General features: G+C 66.4%; 14 protein-coding genes and 1 tRNA gene. 5 read left to right on the plus strand and 10 right to left on the minus strand.

Going from position 1 to position 17,186, the window contains the following annotated elements; genetic code table 11:
- From CGX12_RS15570 to hinT, 3 genes are all read right to left on the minus strand, one after another.
- Positions 1-316, minus strand: a 316-nt coding sequence (locus tag CGX12_RS15570) for a protein kinase family protein (protein ID WP_497045592.1), incomplete at its 3' end; no start/stop codon positions are given.
- Entirely contained in the window at positions 306-920 is a 615-nt protein-coding gene (locus CGX12_RS15575; protein WP_094040772.1) for an LpoB-related protein, read from the minus strand. The genes CGX12_RS15575 and CGX12_RS15570, both read right to left, overlap by 11 nt.
- 10 nt (positions 921-930) lie before the next feature.
- On the minus strand, positions 931-1,281 hold the full coding sequence (hinT, locus tag CGX12_RS15580; protein WP_094040773.1) for a purine nucleoside phosphoramidase: 351 nt from the start codon (positions 1,279-1,281) through the stop codon (positions 931-933).
- 98 nt (positions 1,282-1,379) lie between these two features.
- On the opposite strand from hinT, the gene CGX12_RS15585 reads away from it, so the two are divergent.
- From CGX12_RS15585 to CGX12_RS15600, 4 genes are all read left to right on the plus strand, one after another.
- Positions 1,380-2,726 (plus strand): dihydroorotase, encoded by a 1,347-nt coding sequence (locus CGX12_RS15585; RefSeq protein WP_094040774.1) that lies wholly within the window; start codon positions 1,380-1,382, stop codon positions 2,724-2,726.
- A gap of 100 nt (positions 2,727-2,826) precedes the next feature.
- A tRNA-Pro gene (locus CGX12_RS15590) sits at positions 2,827-2,903 on the plus strand.
- 319 nt (positions 2,904-3,222) lie between these two features.
- Positions 3,223-3,435 (plus strand): hypothetical protein, encoded by a 213-nt coding sequence (locus tag CGX12_RS15595; protein ID WP_094040775.1) that lies wholly within the window; start codon positions 3,223-3,225, stop codon positions 3,433-3,435.
- A gap of 165 nt (positions 3,436-3,600) precedes the next feature.
- Positions 3,601-4,011: a hypothetical protein gene (locus tag CGX12_RS15600; protein ID WP_094040776.1), complete on the plus strand. Its 411-nt coding sequence runs from the start codon at positions 3,601-3,603 to the stop codon at positions 4,009-4,011.
- Here the strand turns inward: CGX12_RS15600 and CGX12_RS15605 are convergent.
- From CGX12_RS15605 to CGX12_RS15625, 5 genes are all read right to left on the minus strand, one after another.
- Entirely contained in the window at positions 3,996-5,012 is a 1,017-nt protein-coding gene (locus CGX12_RS15605; RefSeq protein ID WP_094040777.1) for a LacI family DNA-binding transcriptional regulator, read from the minus strand. The two genes, CGX12_RS15600 and CGX12_RS15605, sit on opposite strands and share 16 nt — an antisense overlap.
- 28 nt (positions 5,013-5,040) lie before the next feature.
- Entirely contained in the window at positions 5,041-6,450 is a 1,410-nt protein-coding gene (locus CGX12_RS15610) for a glycoside hydrolase family 32 protein (protein WP_094040778.1), read from the minus strand.
- Positions 6,451-6,633: 183 nt separating this feature from the next.
- On the minus strand, positions 6,634-7,998 hold the full coding sequence (locus tag CGX12_RS15615; RefSeq protein WP_094040779.1) for a sucrose-specific PTS transporter subunit IIBC: 1,365 nt from the start codon (positions 7,996-7,998) through the stop codon (positions 6,634-6,636).
- 57 nt (positions 7,999-8,055) lie between these two features.
- On the minus strand, positions 8,056-9,156 hold the full coding sequence (locus CGX12_RS15620; protein WP_176442086.1) for a carbohydrate porin: 1,101 nt from the start codon (positions 9,154-9,156) through the stop codon (positions 8,056-8,058).
- Positions 9,157-9,189: 33 nt separating this feature from the next.
- Positions 9,190-10,131 (minus strand): PfkB family carbohydrate kinase, encoded by a 942-nt coding sequence (locus CGX12_RS15625; RefSeq protein WP_217898193.1) that lies wholly within the window; start codon positions 10,129-10,131, stop codon positions 9,190-9,192.
- 433 nt (positions 10,132-10,564) lie between these two features.
- On the opposite strand from CGX12_RS15625, the gene CGX12_RS15630 reads away from it, so the two are divergent.
- Positions 10,565-12,550, plus strand: coding sequence for a HAMP domain-containing methyl-accepting chemotaxis protein (locus CGX12_RS15630; RefSeq protein WP_094040782.1), 1,986 nt, complete (start codon positions 10,565-10,567; stop codon positions 12,548-12,550).
- Between the two features lie 203 nt (positions 12,551-12,753).
- On the opposite strand, the gene CGX12_RS15635 is transcribed toward CGX12_RS15630, so the two are convergent.
- Complete coding sequence (locus CGX12_RS15635) at positions 12,754-14,568, minus strand: PglL family O-oligosaccharyltransferase (protein WP_094040783.1); 1,815 nt, start codon at positions 14,566-14,568, stop codon at positions 12,754-12,756.
- Positions 14,569-14,951: 383 nt separating this feature from the next.
- Positions 14,952-16,991 carry a translocation/assembly module TamB domain-containing protein gene (locus CGX12_RS15640; protein ID WP_254918316.1) on the minus strand — a complete coding sequence of 680 codons (2,040 nt, stop codon included), beginning with the start codon at positions 16,989-16,991 and terminating at the stop codon, positions 14,952-14,954.
- Between the last annotated feature and the right edge of the window lie 195 nt (positions 16,992-17,186).

The raw sequence follows: 17,186 nt of genomic DNA on the forward strand, positions 1-17,186 counted from the left end.
CCATCAGCCGGGTCATGTCCGGCGGGCGCTGCCGCCAGTCCGGCTCGTCCCGCCAGTCCAGGATCAGCAGGCCCTGTTCGGGCCGGGCGAAACGCACCGGCAGCGCCAGCCCGGCGGCGGCGGCCGTGCGGTGGGCAAGCAACTCCAGCCGCCGGTCTATGCCCAGGGCGGCCGGCTCGGCACAGCCCTGGCGCAGCCAGTAGGCGCCTCTGTCCGTGTCCAGCCGCCAGCAGCGGTTGGTAAGCCCGCCCGCCAGGGGCGTCAGCCGCCCCCGCCAGTCGGCGGGCAGGCTGGCCAGCAGTGGCTCAGCGTCCACTGACGCTGTCGGACCAGAGCACCTCGCCGCTGGCGATTTCCATCAGCTGGCCCTGCAGGCTGAAGCCCGTGCCGCTGCGGTTCAGGTTGCCGGACAGCACATAGTCGGCGCCGCTTTGCCGGCCCAGGCGCACCAGGGCGGCCATGTCGGCCCGGCCATCCTGATAGGCCAGTTGCTGACGCAGGCTACTGACCCGGGCGCTGTCGGCAAAGCGCAGGCTGCCGGCCAGGTTGGCCCGCAGCCGCTCGGTCAGGCCGCGGGTATCCACCGGGCTGCCGGCCAGGTTGCGGATCTCGTCCAGCAGCACCACGCCGTTCACCTCGCCGAGCACGCCGCTGTTGCGCAGCCGGGCGGCCAGGCCGTCGGCCAGTTGATCCAGGTTGGCGCTGCGCGCCTCGGGCAAGGGAGTGACCACCGGCGGCTCGGGCAGCTCTATCACCGGCGGCGGGGTCGGCCGCAGGGGTGGCTGTACCACGGGCGCGGCCGGCTGGGTGCCTGGCGTGGCCGGGGTGACCGGCGCCGGCTGGGAGGAATAGGGGTTGGGCAGGGTACAGCCGCCAAGCACGGCGGCCGCCAGCACCAGGCCGGAACGGAACAACTTCATCGGCCTCTCCTCACCGTGCCAGCATGGGGCCCAGGGGGCGGCCACCCAGCAGGTGCATGTGAATGTGGTAAACCTCCTGGCCGCCGTGGCGGTTGCAGTTCACGATCAGGCGATAGCCGTCCTCGGCCAGGCCGGCATCGGCCGCCAGCTTGCGCGCCACGGTGAACAGCCGGCCCAGGGCCAGCTCGTGCTCGGGCTCCACCTCGTTGACGGTGGGGATCAGCACGTTGGGCACGATCAGCACATGGGTCGGCGCCTTGGGATGGATATCGCGAAAGGCGGTGACCAGTTCGTCCTGGTACAGGATCTCGGCGGGAATTTCCTTGCGGATGATTTTGCTGAAAATGGTCTCTTCTGCCATTGCCTGTCTCCTTGAGGTAAATCGCCGGGCTTCGCCTGTCGGCCCCGGGCAAGATTCGCTATTATAGCCTTGTTAGCTGCCAAAGGAATGAAGTCACAATGAATAAACTATTGATTAAAAACGCAACCCTGGTCAACGAAGGCCGTGTCCAGGTGCAGGACGTGCTGATCGCGGGCGAGCGCATCGAGCAGATTGGCTTCGGCCTTTCCGCTCCCGCCGGAGTCCGGGTGCTGGACGCCGCCGGCAAGCACCTGCTGCCGGGCATGATCGACGATCAGGTACACTTTCGCGAGCCCGGCATGCCCGACAAGGGCAACATAGCGTCAGAATCCCGCGCTGCCGTGGCCGGGGGCACCACCAGCTTTATGGACATGCCCAACGTCAACCCGCAAACCACCACCCTGGAGGCGCTGGAGGCCAAGTTCAAGCTGGCCGAGGGCCGGGCCGCCGGCAACTACAGCTTCTACCTGGGCGGCACCAACGACAACCTGGAGCAAATCCAGCGTCTGCAGCCCAACCAGACCTGCGGCGTCAAGGTGTTCATGGGTGCCTCCACCGGCAATATGCTGGTCGACAGCGAAGCGGCCCTGGCCGGCATCTTCCGCGACAGCCCGGTGCTCATCGCCACCCACTGCGAAGACTCGCCCACCATCAAGCGCAACGAAGAGCTGGCCCGCGCCAAGTACGGCGACGCCGTGCCCTTCAGCGAGCACGGCCATATCCGCAGCGCCGAGGCCTGCTACCTGTCCTCTTCCCTGGCGGTGAGCCTGGCCAAGCGCTACCAGTCCAAGCTGCACGTGCTGCACCTCACCACCGCCCGGGAGATGAGCCACTTCACCGCCAGCCACTCCCTGGCCGAGCTGAAGGACAAGAACATCACCGCCGAAGTGTGCGTGCACCATCTGTTCTACAACGAGGCCGACTACGAGCGCCTGGGCGCCCAGATCAAGTGCAACCCGGCGATCAAGACCGCCGCCGACCAGCAGGCACTGATCGACGCGGTCAACCAGGACATCATCGACATCATCGCCACCGACCACGCGCCCCACACCTGGGTCGACAAGCAAAACTCCTACTTCGGCGCGCCCTCGGGCCTGCCCCTGTGCCAGCACGCCCTGCCGATGCTGATGGAGTTCTACCACAAGGGCATCTTCAGCCTGGAGACCATAGTGCGCAAGACCTCCCACGCGGTGGCCGAGCGCTATCAGATCAAGGACAGAGGCTATATCCGCGAAGGCTATTTCGCCGATCTGGTGCTGTTCGACCTCAACGACCGCACGGCGGTAAGCAAGGACAACCTGCTCTACCACTGCGGCTGGTCGCCGCTCGAGGGCACCACCCTGAAGAGCCGGGTCGACACCACCCTGGTCAACGGCCAAATCGCCTACCAGAACGGCCAGGTCAGCGAGCAGGCCTTCGGCCAGCGGATGCAATTTACCCGCTAGTGCGCAAATAGCAGGCAAACGCACCACGGTGGCCGGCACGGGTGTTGACAGCCCCCGGCCACTTCCCTAGAATCCGTCCCCGTCGACACAACGACGATTTCGGCGTGTAGCGCAGCCTGGTAGCGCACTGTCATGGGGTGTCAGGGGTCGGAGGTTCAAATCCTCTCACGCCGACCAAATCATCCTGAAAAGCCCACCGCAAGGTGGGCTTTTTGCTTTCCGGCCTTCTCTGTCTGGCCACTTTCAATGGACCATCCCAACCCGGAGCGCAGGCGGCCCGCCTGCATTCCCGCGAAGCGGGAACCCCCGGGCCCGGCACCACCGCCAGACCACAGGCGCAACACTCCATGCGGGCGAGCCGCCCGCGCCCCAAGGCTCCTTGCAATAGCCCACCCACCCGGAGCGCCCGCGCCCCAAAGGGTTCCTTGCAACGGACCACCCCAACCCCAATACCCCGTACTACACTTTAGGGGCTCAACCACACAGGAGGTACCCTATGGCCAAGTACAGCGAAGCGACCAAAGACGCCTGGGATGAACTGCAGGACAAAAGGGCGAAACTGAAGGAGGCGTGCGACCATTACGATCGCAAGGTGCAGGAATTCAGGGAGGAAGCCTGCTCCCTGGATGAGGTCACCCGGGCCTTCGACGACAAGCAACAGGCCAGCCAGGATCACGCCGAGGCCTTCCACCGGCTGTTCAAGGCCTGAATATCCGCTAACGTAAGGCCTTATGCCTTACGTTAGCGCCTTTCTCCCTCCCCCTCCTGGCCGGCCGCACCGGCGCCAGCCACTGTCACAGCCCCTCAAAAACGGATTCAGATAATACCGTTATCGTATAAACTGGGGCGGCGTTTAACCACATGAGGTAACTGTATGACGGGGCTCAAACAAAAGTCGCTGGCGCTGGCCCTGGCCGGGGTGCTCACCACCCAGCTGGCCGCCTGCGGCACCATCTTCTATCCCGAACGCAAGGGCCAGATCAGCGGTCGCATCGATCCGGTCGTGGCCATCGCCAACGGCATCGGCCTGCTGTTCTTTATCGTGCCCGGGGTGGTGGCCTTCGCGGTCGATTTCTCCAACGGCACCATCTACCTGCCGGGCGGCAAGGCCGAGCTGCAGGAGCGGATCACCCCCGACAGCCTGAACGCGCAGCTCTACGCCGCCACCGGCACCCGCGTCGACTGGCAGCAGGACGAGGTGCTGGTCGAGCAGCTCCACTCCGTCGACGAAGCCCGCTTGCTGGTCGCCTCCCTGTCCCGTAGCGGCGATTACGCCTCGCGCTGAGCGCGGCTGCGCCAGTGAACCCTGGTCGGCACCACGTGGGCGGCCTGGACCGGGGTTTCCCCCTGCAGCAGCAGGCTGCACAGTTCGAAGGCCGCCCCCGCCAGGGCCTCGCAGTCCTGGGCCACCGCATCCACCGCTATCGGCAGGCAGTCGAGCAGCTCGTGATCGTCGAAGGTGCCGAGCCGGATGGGCTCGGCCAGCAGATGGTGCTCGTTGAGGTAGCGCAGCACCCCCTCGAGCAGGGTAAAGGAAGCGGTAAACAGGGCCCCGGGCAACCGGCCCAGCTCCCGGTGCAGCTGCTCCATCATGCAATACCCCGACACCGGGCGATAGTCCGCCATCCAGATCCACTCCGGCCTGGCTTCGATCCCGGCCCGCTGCAGACCCAGCTCGTAGCCCGCCAGGCGGTGGCGGCTGGGCGACAGCGCCAGCTGTCCGCCCAGGAAATACACCGCCTCCTGCCCCAGGGCCATGGACTGCACCAGCTCCGCCGTGGCCCGGCAGGCGTCGGAGATCACCAGCGGCAGGGTCGACTGGCCGATATGGCGGTCGAGCTGGATCACCGGCAGCCGCTCGGTCAACTGGCGATAGACGGCGTCGTCGCTGGCGCTGGAGGCCACGATCAGGGCGTCCACCTGGCGCTGGACCAGCCCCGCCACCACCTGTTGTTCCAGTTCGGGATCGTCGTCGGAACAGGCGATCAGCAGTTGCAGCCCGGCCTGCCGGCAACGGGATTCCAGCGACTTGGCGATGCTGGCAAAGCCGAAGTTGGTGAGATCGGGGATCACCAGCCCCAGGGTATGGCTGCGGCGGGAGCCCAGGGCGCGGGCATGGAGGTTGGGCTGGTACTGGTAGCGCCTGGCCACCGCCATCACCCGTTCGCGGGTTTCGTCGGCAATGCGGTACTGGCCGGCCTTGCCGTTCATCACCAGGCTGGCGGTGGCCTTGGACACGCCGGCCAGCTCCGCCAGCCGGGCGATGGTCAGTTTCTTTTTATCCACGGGCTTGTCGTTATGTCGGCTGTTGCGGTCATTCTACCCAAGCCGAGCCCAGAGGCCAGTAACAAAAGCGGATTTCTCCCGCCCCGCCCCAGCGGATCTCGGGATTGGCCCCCGGGAAATAACGGGCCGACATCGTCGCCTCCCCGCCGTTGATAAAGAGTTCGATGCTGGAGCTGTCGAGCAGCAGCCGCAGATCCGACACCTGTCCGCGCCAGCGCCGGCTTTCCCATTCGCCGCTGCGCCAGTTCAGCCGCCGGAGCTCCAGGCCGTCGGCGTTCAGCGTGAGCACCGCCGCCTGCCCCAGGTAGAGCCGCACCTCGCCGCTGACGTCGAGTTCCAGCTCGGCCCGCCCGCCCTGCAGCCGGGGCGCCTGCACCGCCAGCCCCTGCCAGCGGAGCGCCTCGCCGCGCAGGGCGGCCAGCTCGGGCACCGGGTTCTGGTACAGCCGGCCCTGGCGCCAACTCAACACCCGCGGGCAGCTGAGCTGGTTCATCCAGCCGTATTCCCGGGTCGGCTGGGCCGGCTCGTTGTCGTCGGGCAGGCCGAGCCAGCCGATCAGCAGGCGCCGGCCCTGTTCATCCAGGGTGGTCTGCGGGGCATAGAATTCGAAGCCCAGATCCAGCTCGTGGAAATCGCCGTGGGCCAGGCGGCCGCTGTGCCAGTCCAGCTCGCCGGCCAGCCAGCCGCACTGGTACAGGTTCTGGTAGCGCTCGGCCTCGGCCGGCAGGCCCTGGGGGCAGCAAATCAACACCTGGCGTCCGCCGAGCTCGAACAGATCCGGGCATTCCCACATATAGCCGAACTCGCCGATATTCCCCTCACCGCTGCCGGCCAGCACCCCGGTTTGCTGCCAGTGGTGCAGATCTGGGCTCTGGTAGAGCAGCACCTTGCCCTGGCCGTCTTGGCTCTGGGCCGCCAGCACCATCCACCAGCGCCCGTCGTGCCACCATACCTTGGGGTCCCGCACATGGCCGCTATAGCCCTCGGGCAACCCCAGCACCGGGCCCAGCTTTTCGAACTCACCGAATTCCCGCTCCACCGCCAGGCACTGGAAGGCGGTGCGCCGTTCCCGGTCGTATTTGACGTTGCCGGTGTAGATCAGGGTCAGCTCGCCGTTGTTGTCCACCGCCGAGCCGGAGTAGCAGCCGTTGCGCTCGTAGTCCTCGGTGGGGGCCAGGGCCAGGCCCAGGTGTTGCCAGTGCACCAGGTCGTCCGACACCAGCTGGCCCCAGGCCTTGGCGCCGTGGGCGCAGGCCAGCGGGTTCCACTGGTAGAACAGCCGGTAGCGGCCGTCAAACTGGATAAAGCCGTTGGGATCGTTGAGCAGGCCCACCGGGGCGGCGATATGCCAACCGGGCCGATGGGGATCCCCCTCGGCCCGGTTCAGCCCCCCGAGCAAGGCCTCGCTCAGCCTGTTCAGCCACTGCTTTTCGGTCATTGCCATATCTCCTCTCAACTTGATGACCAGCACGCTCCTCGCTCCTGTAGCCGGCGCTTTAGCTGCCGGGAAACGCAACGGCGGGCCCGCAGGCCCCGCCGTTTATCGCCTTGCGCCACGTAAACGGGCGCCTACGGACTACGGGAAGAGCCGGCACGAAACCTTGTCGGCCACCCGACTTTCTCAGTCCAGCTTGTACTTCAGCAGGGTGGAGGCGGTGAAGGCCGCGCCGAAGGCGATGACCATGCCGATGCCGTAGTTCAGCAGCGAGGCGGGCTGCACTATGGCCAGGCCCGGCAGGCCGGTCAGGCCCACGGCGGTCATGCCCACCTTGGAGGCCACCACGTAGGCGCCGCCCAGGGCGCCGCCGAACAGGCCGGCCAGGAAGGGCTTGCCGTAGCGCAGGTTGACCCCGAAGATGGCCGCTTCGGTGATGCCCAGCAGGCAGGAGGCGCCGGCCGGCACCGTAATGGCCTTGAGCTTGGCGTCCTTGGTCTTGAAATACACCGCCAGGCAGGCGCCGCCCTGGGCCACGTTGGACATGGCCCAGATCGGCAGCAGGAAGTTGACGGCGATGGCCGGGTTGGTCAGCAGCCCGGTTTCGATGGCGTGGAAGCTGTGGTGGATGCCGGTGATCACGATGGCCGAATAGGTGCCGCCGAACACCAGGCCCGCCAGCCAGCCGGCGTGATCGTAGAGGGTGCTGAGCACGAGCGAGATGCCGTCACCCAGGCCACGGCCGAGGGGCCCCACAAACAGCAGGGCCACGAAGCCGGCGATCAGCAGGGTGAGGAAGGGGGTGACGATCAGATCCAGGGCGTTGGGCACCACCTTGCGCAGGCGTTTTTCCACCTGGCTCATCACCCACACCGCCAGCAGCATGGGAAACACGGTGCCCTGGTAGCCGACCATGCCCACTTCCATACCGAGGAATTCCATGGTCTTGAAGCCGTCGGCCACGGTCCAGGCGTTGGTCAGGGCCGGATGGGTGAGGATGCCGCCCAGGGTGGCACCCAGGTAGGGGTTGCCGCCGAACTCGCGGGCGGCGGTAAAGCCGATCAGCACCGGCAGTATGATAAAGGCGGCCGAGCTGAACATGTCGAGCATGATGAACAGGGCGCTCTCGGGGGACACCCAGCCGTAGGAACGCACCATGCCGAGCAGGCCCATCAGCAAACCGGCGGAGACGATGGCCGGGATGATGGGCACGAAAATATTGGACAGGGTCCGGGCCAGGCGCTGGGCCGGATTGAGTTTGGCGGCGGCCGCGTCCACCAGCTCCGCCTTGCTGGTTTCACCCAGGCCGGCGACCTTGGTGAACTCCGCGTACACCTTGTTGACCAGGCCAGTGCCAAAGATCACCTGCAGCTGGCCGGCGTTGGCGAAGCAGCCCTTCACCCCCTCCAGCTCCTGGATGGCGGCCTTGTCGACCAGGCTGTCGTCGCTCAGCACCAGCCGCAGCCGGGTGGCGCAATGGGCGGCACTGACGAGGTTTTCCTTGCCGCCCAGCAATGGCAGCAGTCCTTTGGCAATGGCTTCAATATTCATAACAGCGAGTTCCCATTACAAAAACAAGGATGGGGACGAGCGCCGTCCCCATAAAGATTAGAACACGTACTTAAAGCGCACCCGGGCTCCGTAGCGGTCGGTGGCGACGGTGGACTCTTCCACATCAAAGTCGGACCAGTAGGCGCCGAGCAGGATGCCGAAGTTGTCCAGATCCAGCACGTTGTCGAACCGGTAGGAGGTATAGACGGTGTTGCTCTTCTGGGTGCCGACCAGGTAGCTGGCGTGCTCGGACGCCGGGTTGACGTCGTCTATCTTGTTGCGACCGTAGATATAGCCCAGGCCGAACTTGTCGAACAGCACGTTGGCGCCCAGGGTCAGGTTTTCCTCCCGGTGCGCATCCAGGTAGGCGGCGTTGAGGTTGGCCTTGATCAGGCCGGACTGCCAGCCGAAGGTGGTGCCGTAACCGGTGCGGTCGGACACGTCACGGCCGCGCTCGTCGACGATGGCGTCCTTGATCAGGTTGTGCTCGGCGCCCAGCGCCCAGCTGAAGTCGCCCAGTTGCCAGCGCAGCGCCGGCCGCACCACGATGGAGTCCTTCTCCTTGGTCAAGTTAAAGCCGTGATACTGAGCGCCGTTGAACAGATCCAGCCGGTTGCCGAACAGGGTGGCCAGCTCCAGGTAAACATCGCCCAGCTGGCGGCTGACCATGACGTGACCGGCATCGCCGGCCCGGCCGCGGGCTTCCTTGGCCATGTACAGGTAGGCGGAGCCGTCGGTGTAGAGGCCGGAGGAGGTGTCGCCGGAGTGCTCCACGAACACGTCCTGGCCCAGGGGGAACAGATCCAGCGCCTCGAAGCGGCCGATCTTCATCTCGCCCACATCGTCACGGCCGAAGGCAAACCAGGCGTCATCCGAGCCCACACCGCCGCTGCTGCCCAGGGTGGGCTGGGCCTTGAACTTGGCATAGGCACCGGAGTCGGCGACCCGCTCCCCGGAGATGTCGAGCAGCAGCCGGCCGGTCTGATCCCAGCGGTCGTCACGGCCGTCGTTGCGGTAGAGGTTGCTGTCTTCCTGCTTGTTGGCGGCGTTGATGTCGAATTCCACATCGCCGCCCAGGCTCAGGCGGCCTTTGTTGCCTTCCCAGGTCACTTCGGCATTGGCGGTGGCCGCGGTCCCTGCCACCAGTAAACCTAACAATAATGCTTTCCTTGTCATTTTCTTCTCCTGCAATTAAACGAGAGTGAGGTTGTGGGCGATAAAGGCTTCCATCGCCGCCGTATCCGGCAGGGCCGCCATGGCACCCAGTCGTAGGCAACACTGGGCGCCACAGGCCTGGGCCTGGGTCAGTACGGTGGCGAATTGCGCCTTATCGGCTTGGGGGTAGGTGGCCAGGCCCGCCAGCAGGCCGGCCATAAAGGCATCTCCCGCCCCCGTGGTGTCGACAGCTTCCACCGCGAAGGCGGGCTGCCACAGTCGCTCCCCCTTGAGGGAGGCCAGTACACCTTCTGCGCCCAGGGAAATAAGCACAAAAGGCAACCGGTATTCGTTTTCCAGGGCCGTCATGGCCAGGTTGGGATCGGCGTGGCCGGTGAGCAGTTCGGCTTCTTCGCCGGACAGCTTGAGCAGGTCCACTTCCGGAATAATGCGTTCCAGCGAGGCCTTGAGGCTGGCTTCATCCGGCCAGCGGCTCAGGCGGATATTGGCATCGAAGCTGACGAAGCCGCCGGCCTGGCGGATGCGGCGCACCGCCATCAGGGTGGTGCCCCGCACCGGCTCGGCGGTCAGCGCCAGGGAGCAGAGGTGCAGCCAGTCGCCGGCCTTGAACTCGGGCAGGTCGGCCGGCGCCAGCAGTTGATCCGCCGACTGCTGGGCCAGGAAGAAGAAGCTGCGCTCGCCGCGGGCATCCAGCGCCACCAGGGTGGAGCTGGTGGGCAGCCGCGCATCCTGCCGTACCCAGGAGGTGGCGACGCCCTCCCGTGCCAGGGTGTCGATGATCATGTCGCCGAAGGGATCCCGGCCCAGACGGCCGACGAAGGCGGAGGCCCCGCCCAGCCGGCGGATGCCCACGGCCACGTTGGCCGGTGCTCCGCCCACACAGGGCAGCAACTGGCCGCCTTCGGCCGGCAGCAAGTCCATCACACCATCACCCAGGCAATAAATCACAGACATCATTTTCTCCGCTCGTGCTTGATGGATGCACCATAGCTAAACCGATTTAGCCAGACAACGACTTCCAGCTAAAACGTTTCAGCTTTGTGATCCAGCTAAAAAAAGCGGGGGCAAAAAGTGCCAGATGAAACTTTAAGAGACAAAAAACTAAGCTTTTGCCCGGGCAGGCCGATATGGTTAGCGCAGGCGTAACTGTCTGGCCGGCGTGGAGATGGTGGAACAGGCAATTCTGCTGTGAAAGGGCATGTTTTCGATCGTTGTACCTTTGCCAGTAGGCGCCCGTTTACGTGGCGCAAGACGGCAAACGACGAAGGCCTGCGGGCCAGGCGCGATATCCCCGGCGGCTAAAGCGCCGGCTACGGAGTCGAGTGGCAAGGGCGGAGCTGTACGCTTGGGCCGAGCACTGTAAATCTCAACAGCGTCTAAGGATATCTTCATGAATGCTTTACGTTTTATCGTCGATATGAGCGTACGTAAAAAGCTGATCTTCGGGTTCGGGGTAGTACTGCTGATCTCCCTGCTCAGCGCCTGGCTCAGTTACAGCCGGATGCAGACTATCCAGTACCTGATCGAACGCCTGGTACAGGTCGCCCAGATAGAAGCCCTGGTGTTCGAGGCCCGTCGGAGCGAAAAGGACTACCTGTTGCGCCATGACGAGCAATACATGGAGCGTGCACTGGAGCAAAGCCGCCAGGCCGCCGAGCTGAGCGAGGAGATCCACAAGATACTGCGCTATCCCGAGGTCGCGGCCCAGATAGGCAGCTTGCAGCAGTACCTCGGCAGCTACAAGGGCGCCCTGGCCAGCCTGCGCCAGCACCAGCAGGCCGCGGACGACGCCCAGCAGCAGTTGGAGAGCAGCGCCCGCCAGGCCATAGAGCGGTTCGAGGAGCTGGAGTTCAGGCTGAGCAGCGAAGCCATCCGCCAGCTCAGGAGCATCGGCGAGACCAACGGCCTGCGGATGCTGGACGTGGCCGGCCAGGCCAATGTGCTGAGCAAGGCGGTACTCATGGTGCGCCAGGCGGAAAAGAACTACGTCAGCAACCGCAACCCGCTCTATGCCGACGAGGTGTTCAAGCAACTGCAGGATCTGGCGACCAAGGCCAATGTGCTCAAGAACAACTACCAGGGCCGCAACCTGAGCGAACGCCTCGGCGCCGATGCCGCCGCCGCCCTGGTCGACGCCGCCCTGGCCGAGCTGGGCCGCTACCGGCAGAGCTTCGAGCGGTTGCAGCAGGGCTATAGCCAGTTGCTCGACACCGAAGCCGACATGGTCGGCCATGCCCGCCAGGCCCTCGCCGCTTCGGGCAAGGCGACGGAACTGCAGGTCGGCATACTGCAGCAAAACGGCGATGAAGCCCGGCTGATCATGCTGGTGTCCACCGGTGTGGTCTTCGCCGCCGGCATCCTGATCGCCCTGCTGATCACCCAGAGCATAGTGGCGCCGCTGCACCAGGTGGTGGCGCTGTCCCGCACCATCGCCGCCGGCGACCTGTCCCGCAATATCCGAAGCGATCGCCGGGACGAGCTGGGCCAGCTGATGCAGGCCATGCAGCACATGACCGAAAACCTGCGCGACCTGCTCACCCGGCTGACTTCCGGCATCGAACAACTGGCCACCGCCACCGAGGAGATGTCCGCCGTCACCGAGCAGACCAGCGCCGGCGTCACCCAGCAGAAGATGGACACCGAGCAGGTGGCCACCGCCATGAACCAGATGACCGCCACCGTGCTGGAAGTGGCCCGCAGCGCCGAGGCCGCCGCCGGCTCCGCCCAGGAAGCGGACGGCCAGGCCCGGCAGGGAGCCCAGGTGGTGCAGCAGGCAATAGGCCGCATCGAAAGCCTGGCCCGGTCAATCGAGGAATCGGCCGGAGCCATAGAGCGGCTGAAGCACGACAGCGGCAACATCAGCACGGTGCTGGACGTGATCAAGGGCATCGCCGAGCAGACCAACCTGCTGGCCCTCAACGCGGCCATCGAGGCGGCCCGGGCCGGCGACGCCGGCCGGGGCTTCGCGGTGGTGGCGGACGAGGTGCGGGCCCTGGCCAGGCGCACTCAGGAATCCACCGTGGAAATAGAGGGGCTGATCGGTGCCCTGCAACAAGGGGCCCAGGGCGCCGTGACCACCATGGACGCCAGCCGCCAGCTGGCCGACAGCACGGTGGCGGCGGCCCGCCAGGCCGGCAGTTCCCTGGACGAGATCAACGGCTCGGTGTCGAGCATCCAGCAGATGAGCCAGCAGATCGCCACCGCCGCCGAAGAGCAGACCTCGGTGGCGGAGGAAATCAACCGCAGCGTGTCCAATATCCGCGACGTGGCCGAGCAGTCCGCCGCCGCCACCGAGGAAACCGCCGCTACCAGCGTCAGCCTGGCCCGCCTCGGCGGCGAGCTGCAGGAGCAGATCGCCCGCTTCAAACTGGCCTGACGGGGGGGAAGCGGGAAGCTTTTCAGGAGCGCAGGCTGCCCGCCTGCCTTCGCGCGCAGCGCGAACCCTCGGGTTGGCATGGCACGCCACGGGGTTAAAAAGGCTCACGGCAGGACAGGCATCGCGGGTTGGGCTGTGCCTTCGCCCACCTCGGTGCCGCTTTTATGCGGGCGGGCCGCCCGCGCCCCAGGAAGCTTCCAGCTTTAGTAGGCTCCGCCGATGGCCGGCCGCAGGTTGTCGTAGAGGGGAATAAAGTCGTTCAGCTCGGCCGGGGACATCTGGGGTGTCACCTGCTCCAGCCGCTCCAGCGCCCGCTTGATGCTGGAAGGACGCAACAGCTGCACATTGGGATAAAGGCGCCGGGCCTCGGCCAGCAGCTGCTCGGCCTGCTCCGACGCCCGGGCCGCCGTCAGCGCCAGGTAGGCGTTGTAGTAGATGCCCGCCCGGGGCGTGTGGGTGAGGAAACGGCGGGCCCAGCCGGCATAGTCCAGCAGTTGCTCGCCATCCCGGACCAGCAAGGCCTTCTTCAGTTGCCAGTGATGGCGGTAGAAGGCGACCCTGTCGTACCAGATCAGCGGATTGACCACCGCCTTCAGCTCCGCTTCGCCGCGCCCCTCGTGCTGGGCGTAGCGGGTCAACTGCTGGCCCGCGTACAGCCCGGTGGCCATAAACAGCATCAGGCCCAGGCTCCAGGCCCGCACCGGCCAGCGGCTCCAGGCCGGGGGCGCCGCCAGCAGCCGGCGCTGGCCGTACTCCGCATCGATCACGAAGATCAGCACCAGCACCATAACCCAGTGCGGCAGCGAGTGGTAGAAGGGAAACTCGGTCTGGCTGTGGATGAAAATGGGCGTCAGTATGCCCACCCAGGCCAGGGCCTGGGCGAAGGGCACCCGGTGCAGCAGCCGCAGCACCAAAACGGTGATCAGCACCAGCCCCAGCAGCGGCACCAGGCCGCCTTCGATGGCCCAGAACAGGAATTCGTTGTGGGGATGGCCCATCTCGGTGAACAGGGCATCGGCCCCGTTCTGCTCCCGCCACTGGGCGTAGGTCTGGTAAAAGGCGGACTCGAAGCCGCCGTAGCCATGGCCGAACCAGGGCTTGTCCAGCCACATGCGCAGGCCATGGGCATAGATGTCGAAACGGCCGTCGGCCTGGGTGTAGATGTTCAGGCTGCGCTTGCTCATCTCGAAGGCCTCCAGCCCGAACACCCCCGCCAGTATGCCGAGCGGGATCAGGGTCAGGCTGGCCAGCAGCCGTTTGGAGCGGGTCTTGATCAGGGTCTGCCATACCAGCGGCAGCATCAGTCCCAGCCCCAGCAGCAGGCCGAGCTGGCCGGCCCGGGACTGCAGCAGCACCACCAGCACCGCCCCCGCCCCCAGCACGGCGGCAAACCAGGCCGACTTCAGCAAAAAGGGCCGCCAGGGCGACTTGGCCTCGTTCAGCCACAGATACACCGCCAGCACCATGCCGGTGACCACGAAGCTGGCCATGACGTTGCGGTGCTGGAAAATGCCATAGGGGGAGCGCACCTCGGTGTTATAGCCGAACCAGTTGCCCGGCTCCAGCAGGAAGAACTGCACCATGCCCAGCAGGATCTCCACGCTCACCGCCAGCAGCAGGCAATACAGCAGGTAGCGCCGGCCGCGGGCGTTGAAGCGACACTGCTGCAGGGCCAGGTAGAACAGCAGGCCGCCGGTCAGCCCCAGCATGCGCGGCAGGGCGTGGCCGGCCACCGAGTTGTTGTGCAGGTAGAAGAAGGGCAGCCACAGCAGGCCGCTGGCCGCCAGCAGCCCCAGCCAGAAACGGCTGGTGAGCAGGCGGCGACGGTGCCAGTGCCAGAGGCCCACGGCCGTCATCAGCCCGATGAAGAACCAGCCCGCCACGTTGAAGGGCAGCTGCAAACCAATGCCGAACAGATGGGGCAGGTAGAGGTGCATGCCGAACAGGGCGTAGCAGGCCGCGCAGGCCAGCATGATCTTGGCCAGGCGTTCCTGTTGCAGCAGGGGCTGAGACATCATAATAGGGCGGAAACTCACGGGCCGGAAGCCATCAACAAGCCCCTACTTTACCAGCTGGAAGCCGGAAGCTGAAAGCCAGAAGCTGAAAGCCGGAAGATTTCCGTCGCTTCCGACTTCCCGCTCCCGCCGGCCAAGGCGCCCTCTCGTTTCACACCCGGCCGCGACACTTGGGGCGCGGGCGGCCCGCCCGCATAAAAGCGGCACCGAGGTGGGCGAAGGCACAGCCCAACCCGCGATGCCTGTTCTGCCTCGCGCCTTTTTAAGGCCACGGTGTGGTGGGCCAGTCCGAGGGTTCGCGCTGCGCGCGAAGGCAGGCGGGCCGCCTGCGCTCCACCGGCAAGGCGCAAGCCTGCAAAGGGCGCCGGGCCTGAGCGCCCGGTGCTCTAGAACTCGAACTTGTAGAACAGGTCGATGGCCTGGCTCAGGCCGCTGGTGGCCTGCAGGTAGAGCCTGGGCAGCAGCTCGTAGCGCAGCCGCAGCTCGCCGATGGCGGAGAACACCCCTACCCCGTAGCCGATCTGCAGGCCCGGCAACACATAGGCGCTGATATTGACCTCGGTACTGTCGCCGGCGCCGGCGGTATCCACCGACACGTCCTGAAAGCCGAGCGCCTCGCCGATACCGGTGACGATGCCGCCGATCTGGCCCACCCCGGCGCCGAGCAGCATGGACTGTACCAGCATGTTGCCGTCGCTCTCGCTGCCTTCCATGCCCCGCCCGCGCAGCAGCCAGGACAGCTGCTCCACCTGGGGCATCTCCGGCTCGGAGAACACCGCGATGTCGGGTTGGGTGGCGCTGCCCGTCACCCTGACCCCCACTATGATGCTGCTGTCGGCCATGGTGGCCGGGTTACGGATGGCCTCGACCGACAGGTTGGGCTGATCCAGGGGCCCGCTGAACAGTATGCTGCCCTCGCGGATCAGCAGGTTCTGGCCGTAGGCGCGGAAGTTACCGTCCACCAGCCGGATTTCGCCGTTGCCGCGCATGGGCCGCCCGGGCGGCTGGGTGATGCGCAGCTGGCCCGTCAGCCGGGTATTGAGGCCGAAGGCCGACAGCCGCACGTCTTCCGCCAGCCGCACCTGGATGCGGATGTCCAGGGGCAGGCTGGGGGTCGTGTCGGGAATGATGCCGGAAGGCTGCACTATGACCACGTCGGCCGACTTGGACACGGCGCTCTCCGGCAGCTCCTTCACCTCGATCCGCGCCCAGGGAATGACGATGTTGCCGCGCACCCTGGCCTGCTCGCCCAGGCTGATCTGCAGATCCGGGCTGACCCTTACCCGGCCCATGCCCGGGTAGCCGGCTTCCAGCTCGCTACCCTGCAGGCGGATTTCGCCGCTTACCGGCAGTTGCTGCCAGCTCAGCTCGCCGCTGATATTGAGGGGGCCATTGCCCACCCGCAGCCGGCCATCGATCGTGGCGGCGTTGCCGTTCACGCTCAGGCGGGTACTGAAGTCCCGCACCTGCACCATGTCCGAATAGGTGTCCACCTCGCCGCCGCTCAGGCTGATGTCGCCGAACAGCAGGGGGGCGTCCAGGGTGCCGTCCAACCGGGCCTGGCCGGCCAGGGTGCCCTGCAGCCGGGCCACCTCCGGCAGCAGCGGCGCCAGCCAGTCGAGCTTGAGTTCGCGGATGGCGAGATTGCCGGACAGCGCCCGGCGCCCGCCCGGATCCGCCACATTGGCGTCGAGGGAGAGGTTGCCCAGCGCCGCGGAGTCAAACAGCAGGGACGACTGCAGCCGGTTGCCGGCCATCTCGGCCCGCAGTTGCAGGCGCTGGTAGTCGAGCCGGGTGTCGCCGCTGACGAAGGTGCCGGGGGTGGTGGCGATGTCGGCATTAAGGCGGGGCTCGTTTCCCTGCCAGCGCAGATCCGCCCGGCCGCCGAGCATGGCCTCCCAGGCGAAATCCTCGGGCAGGAAGGGAGCCAGCCTTGCCAGGTTGAAGTCGCGGATATCGACCCCGGCCTGGCCCTGGTCGGCCCCGGCCACCAGGGGATCGAAACAGAGGCTGGCCCCGTTGGAGCGCCAGCAGTGGGCGCTGGCCCGCAGCCGCTGCTCGCGCCAGGACAGCGCCACCGCCTGCTGCAGGGCCCAGCGTTCCAGCGGGGTATCCAGCCAGGCCCGGGCCAGGCTGCCCTGCCAGCCCTGCGGACCCAGGCTGCCGGTGAGCGACAGCTCGGCGGCGAGCGGCTCGCCGGCCACGCCGAATTCCAGCCGATGGGCCGCCTCGTTGCCCGCCGCGGTGAGCCGCAGGTCCTGGAACTCAAGCTCGCCGGCCTTGACCTTGGCCACCGTCAGTCGCAGATCCCCGCCGATGTCCTCCCCCAGCCGGGCCTCCACCTCCAGTGACAGATCTTGTGCCAGGGTTTCGTTGAAGCCGGCGCGGCCGCCCCGCAGGCTGGCCCGGGGCGGAAACACGTCCACCTGCTCCCCGCGGGCCCTGGGCAGGCCCGGCCTGGGGGGGGAGGGCAGCGCCCCCCCCCGGCGCAGGGCGCCCGCACGGCCTGGTAAGCCGTATCTGGTGGCGGTGTTGGCCTAAGCGAAGCGCAATCCGCGACGTAGCCAACAGAACCCTTAATAAGGCTCAACCGTCAACCGCCTCCGGGAGGTCAGCCGCCT

The organism is Zobellella denitrificans (assembly GCF_002237365.1).
GTDB lineage: Bacteria > Pseudomonadota > Gammaproteobacteria > Enterobacterales > Aeromonadaceae > Oceanimonas > Oceanimonas denitrificans.

Coding starts and splice junctions, on each gene's coding strand:
- CGX12_RS15630 (WP_094040782.1), top strand. CDS start 10,565: ATGAATGCTTTACGTTTTATCGTCGATATGAGCGTACGTAAAAAGCTG.
- CGX12_RS15595 (WP_094040775.1), top strand. CDS start 3,223: ATGGCCAAGTACAGCGAAGCGACCAAAGACGCCTGGGATGAACTGCAG.
- CGX12_RS15625 (WP_217898193.1), bottom strand. CDS start 10,131: ATGATGTCTGTGATTTATTGCCTGGGTGATGGTGTGATGGACTTGCTG.
- CGX12_RS15575 (WP_094040772.1), bottom strand. CDS start 920: ATGAAGTTGTTCCGTTCCGGCCTGGTGCTGGCGGCCGCCGTGCTTGGC.
- CGX12_RS15610 (WP_094040778.1), bottom strand. CDS start 6,450: ATGACCGAAAAGCAGTGGCTGAACAGGCTGAGCGAGGCCTTGCTCGGG.
- hinT (WP_094040773.1), bottom strand. CDS start 1,281: ATGGCAGAAGAGACCATTTTCAGCAAAATCATCCGCAAGGAAATTCCC.
- CGX12_RS15615 (WP_094040779.1), bottom strand. CDS start 7,998: ATGAATATTGAAGCCATTGCCAAAGGACTGCTGCCATTGCTGGGCGGC.
- CGX12_RS15635 (WP_094040783.1), bottom strand. CDS start 14,568: ATGATGTCTCAGCCCCTGCTGCAACAGGAACGCCTGGCCAAGATCATG.
- CGX12_RS15600 (WP_094040776.1), top strand. CDS start 3,601: ATGACGGGGCTCAAACAAAAGTCGCTGGCGCTGGCCCTGGCCGGGGTG.
- CGX12_RS15585 (WP_094040774.1), top strand. CDS start 1,380: ATGAATAAACTATTGATTAAAAACGCAACCCTGGTCAACGAAGGCCGT.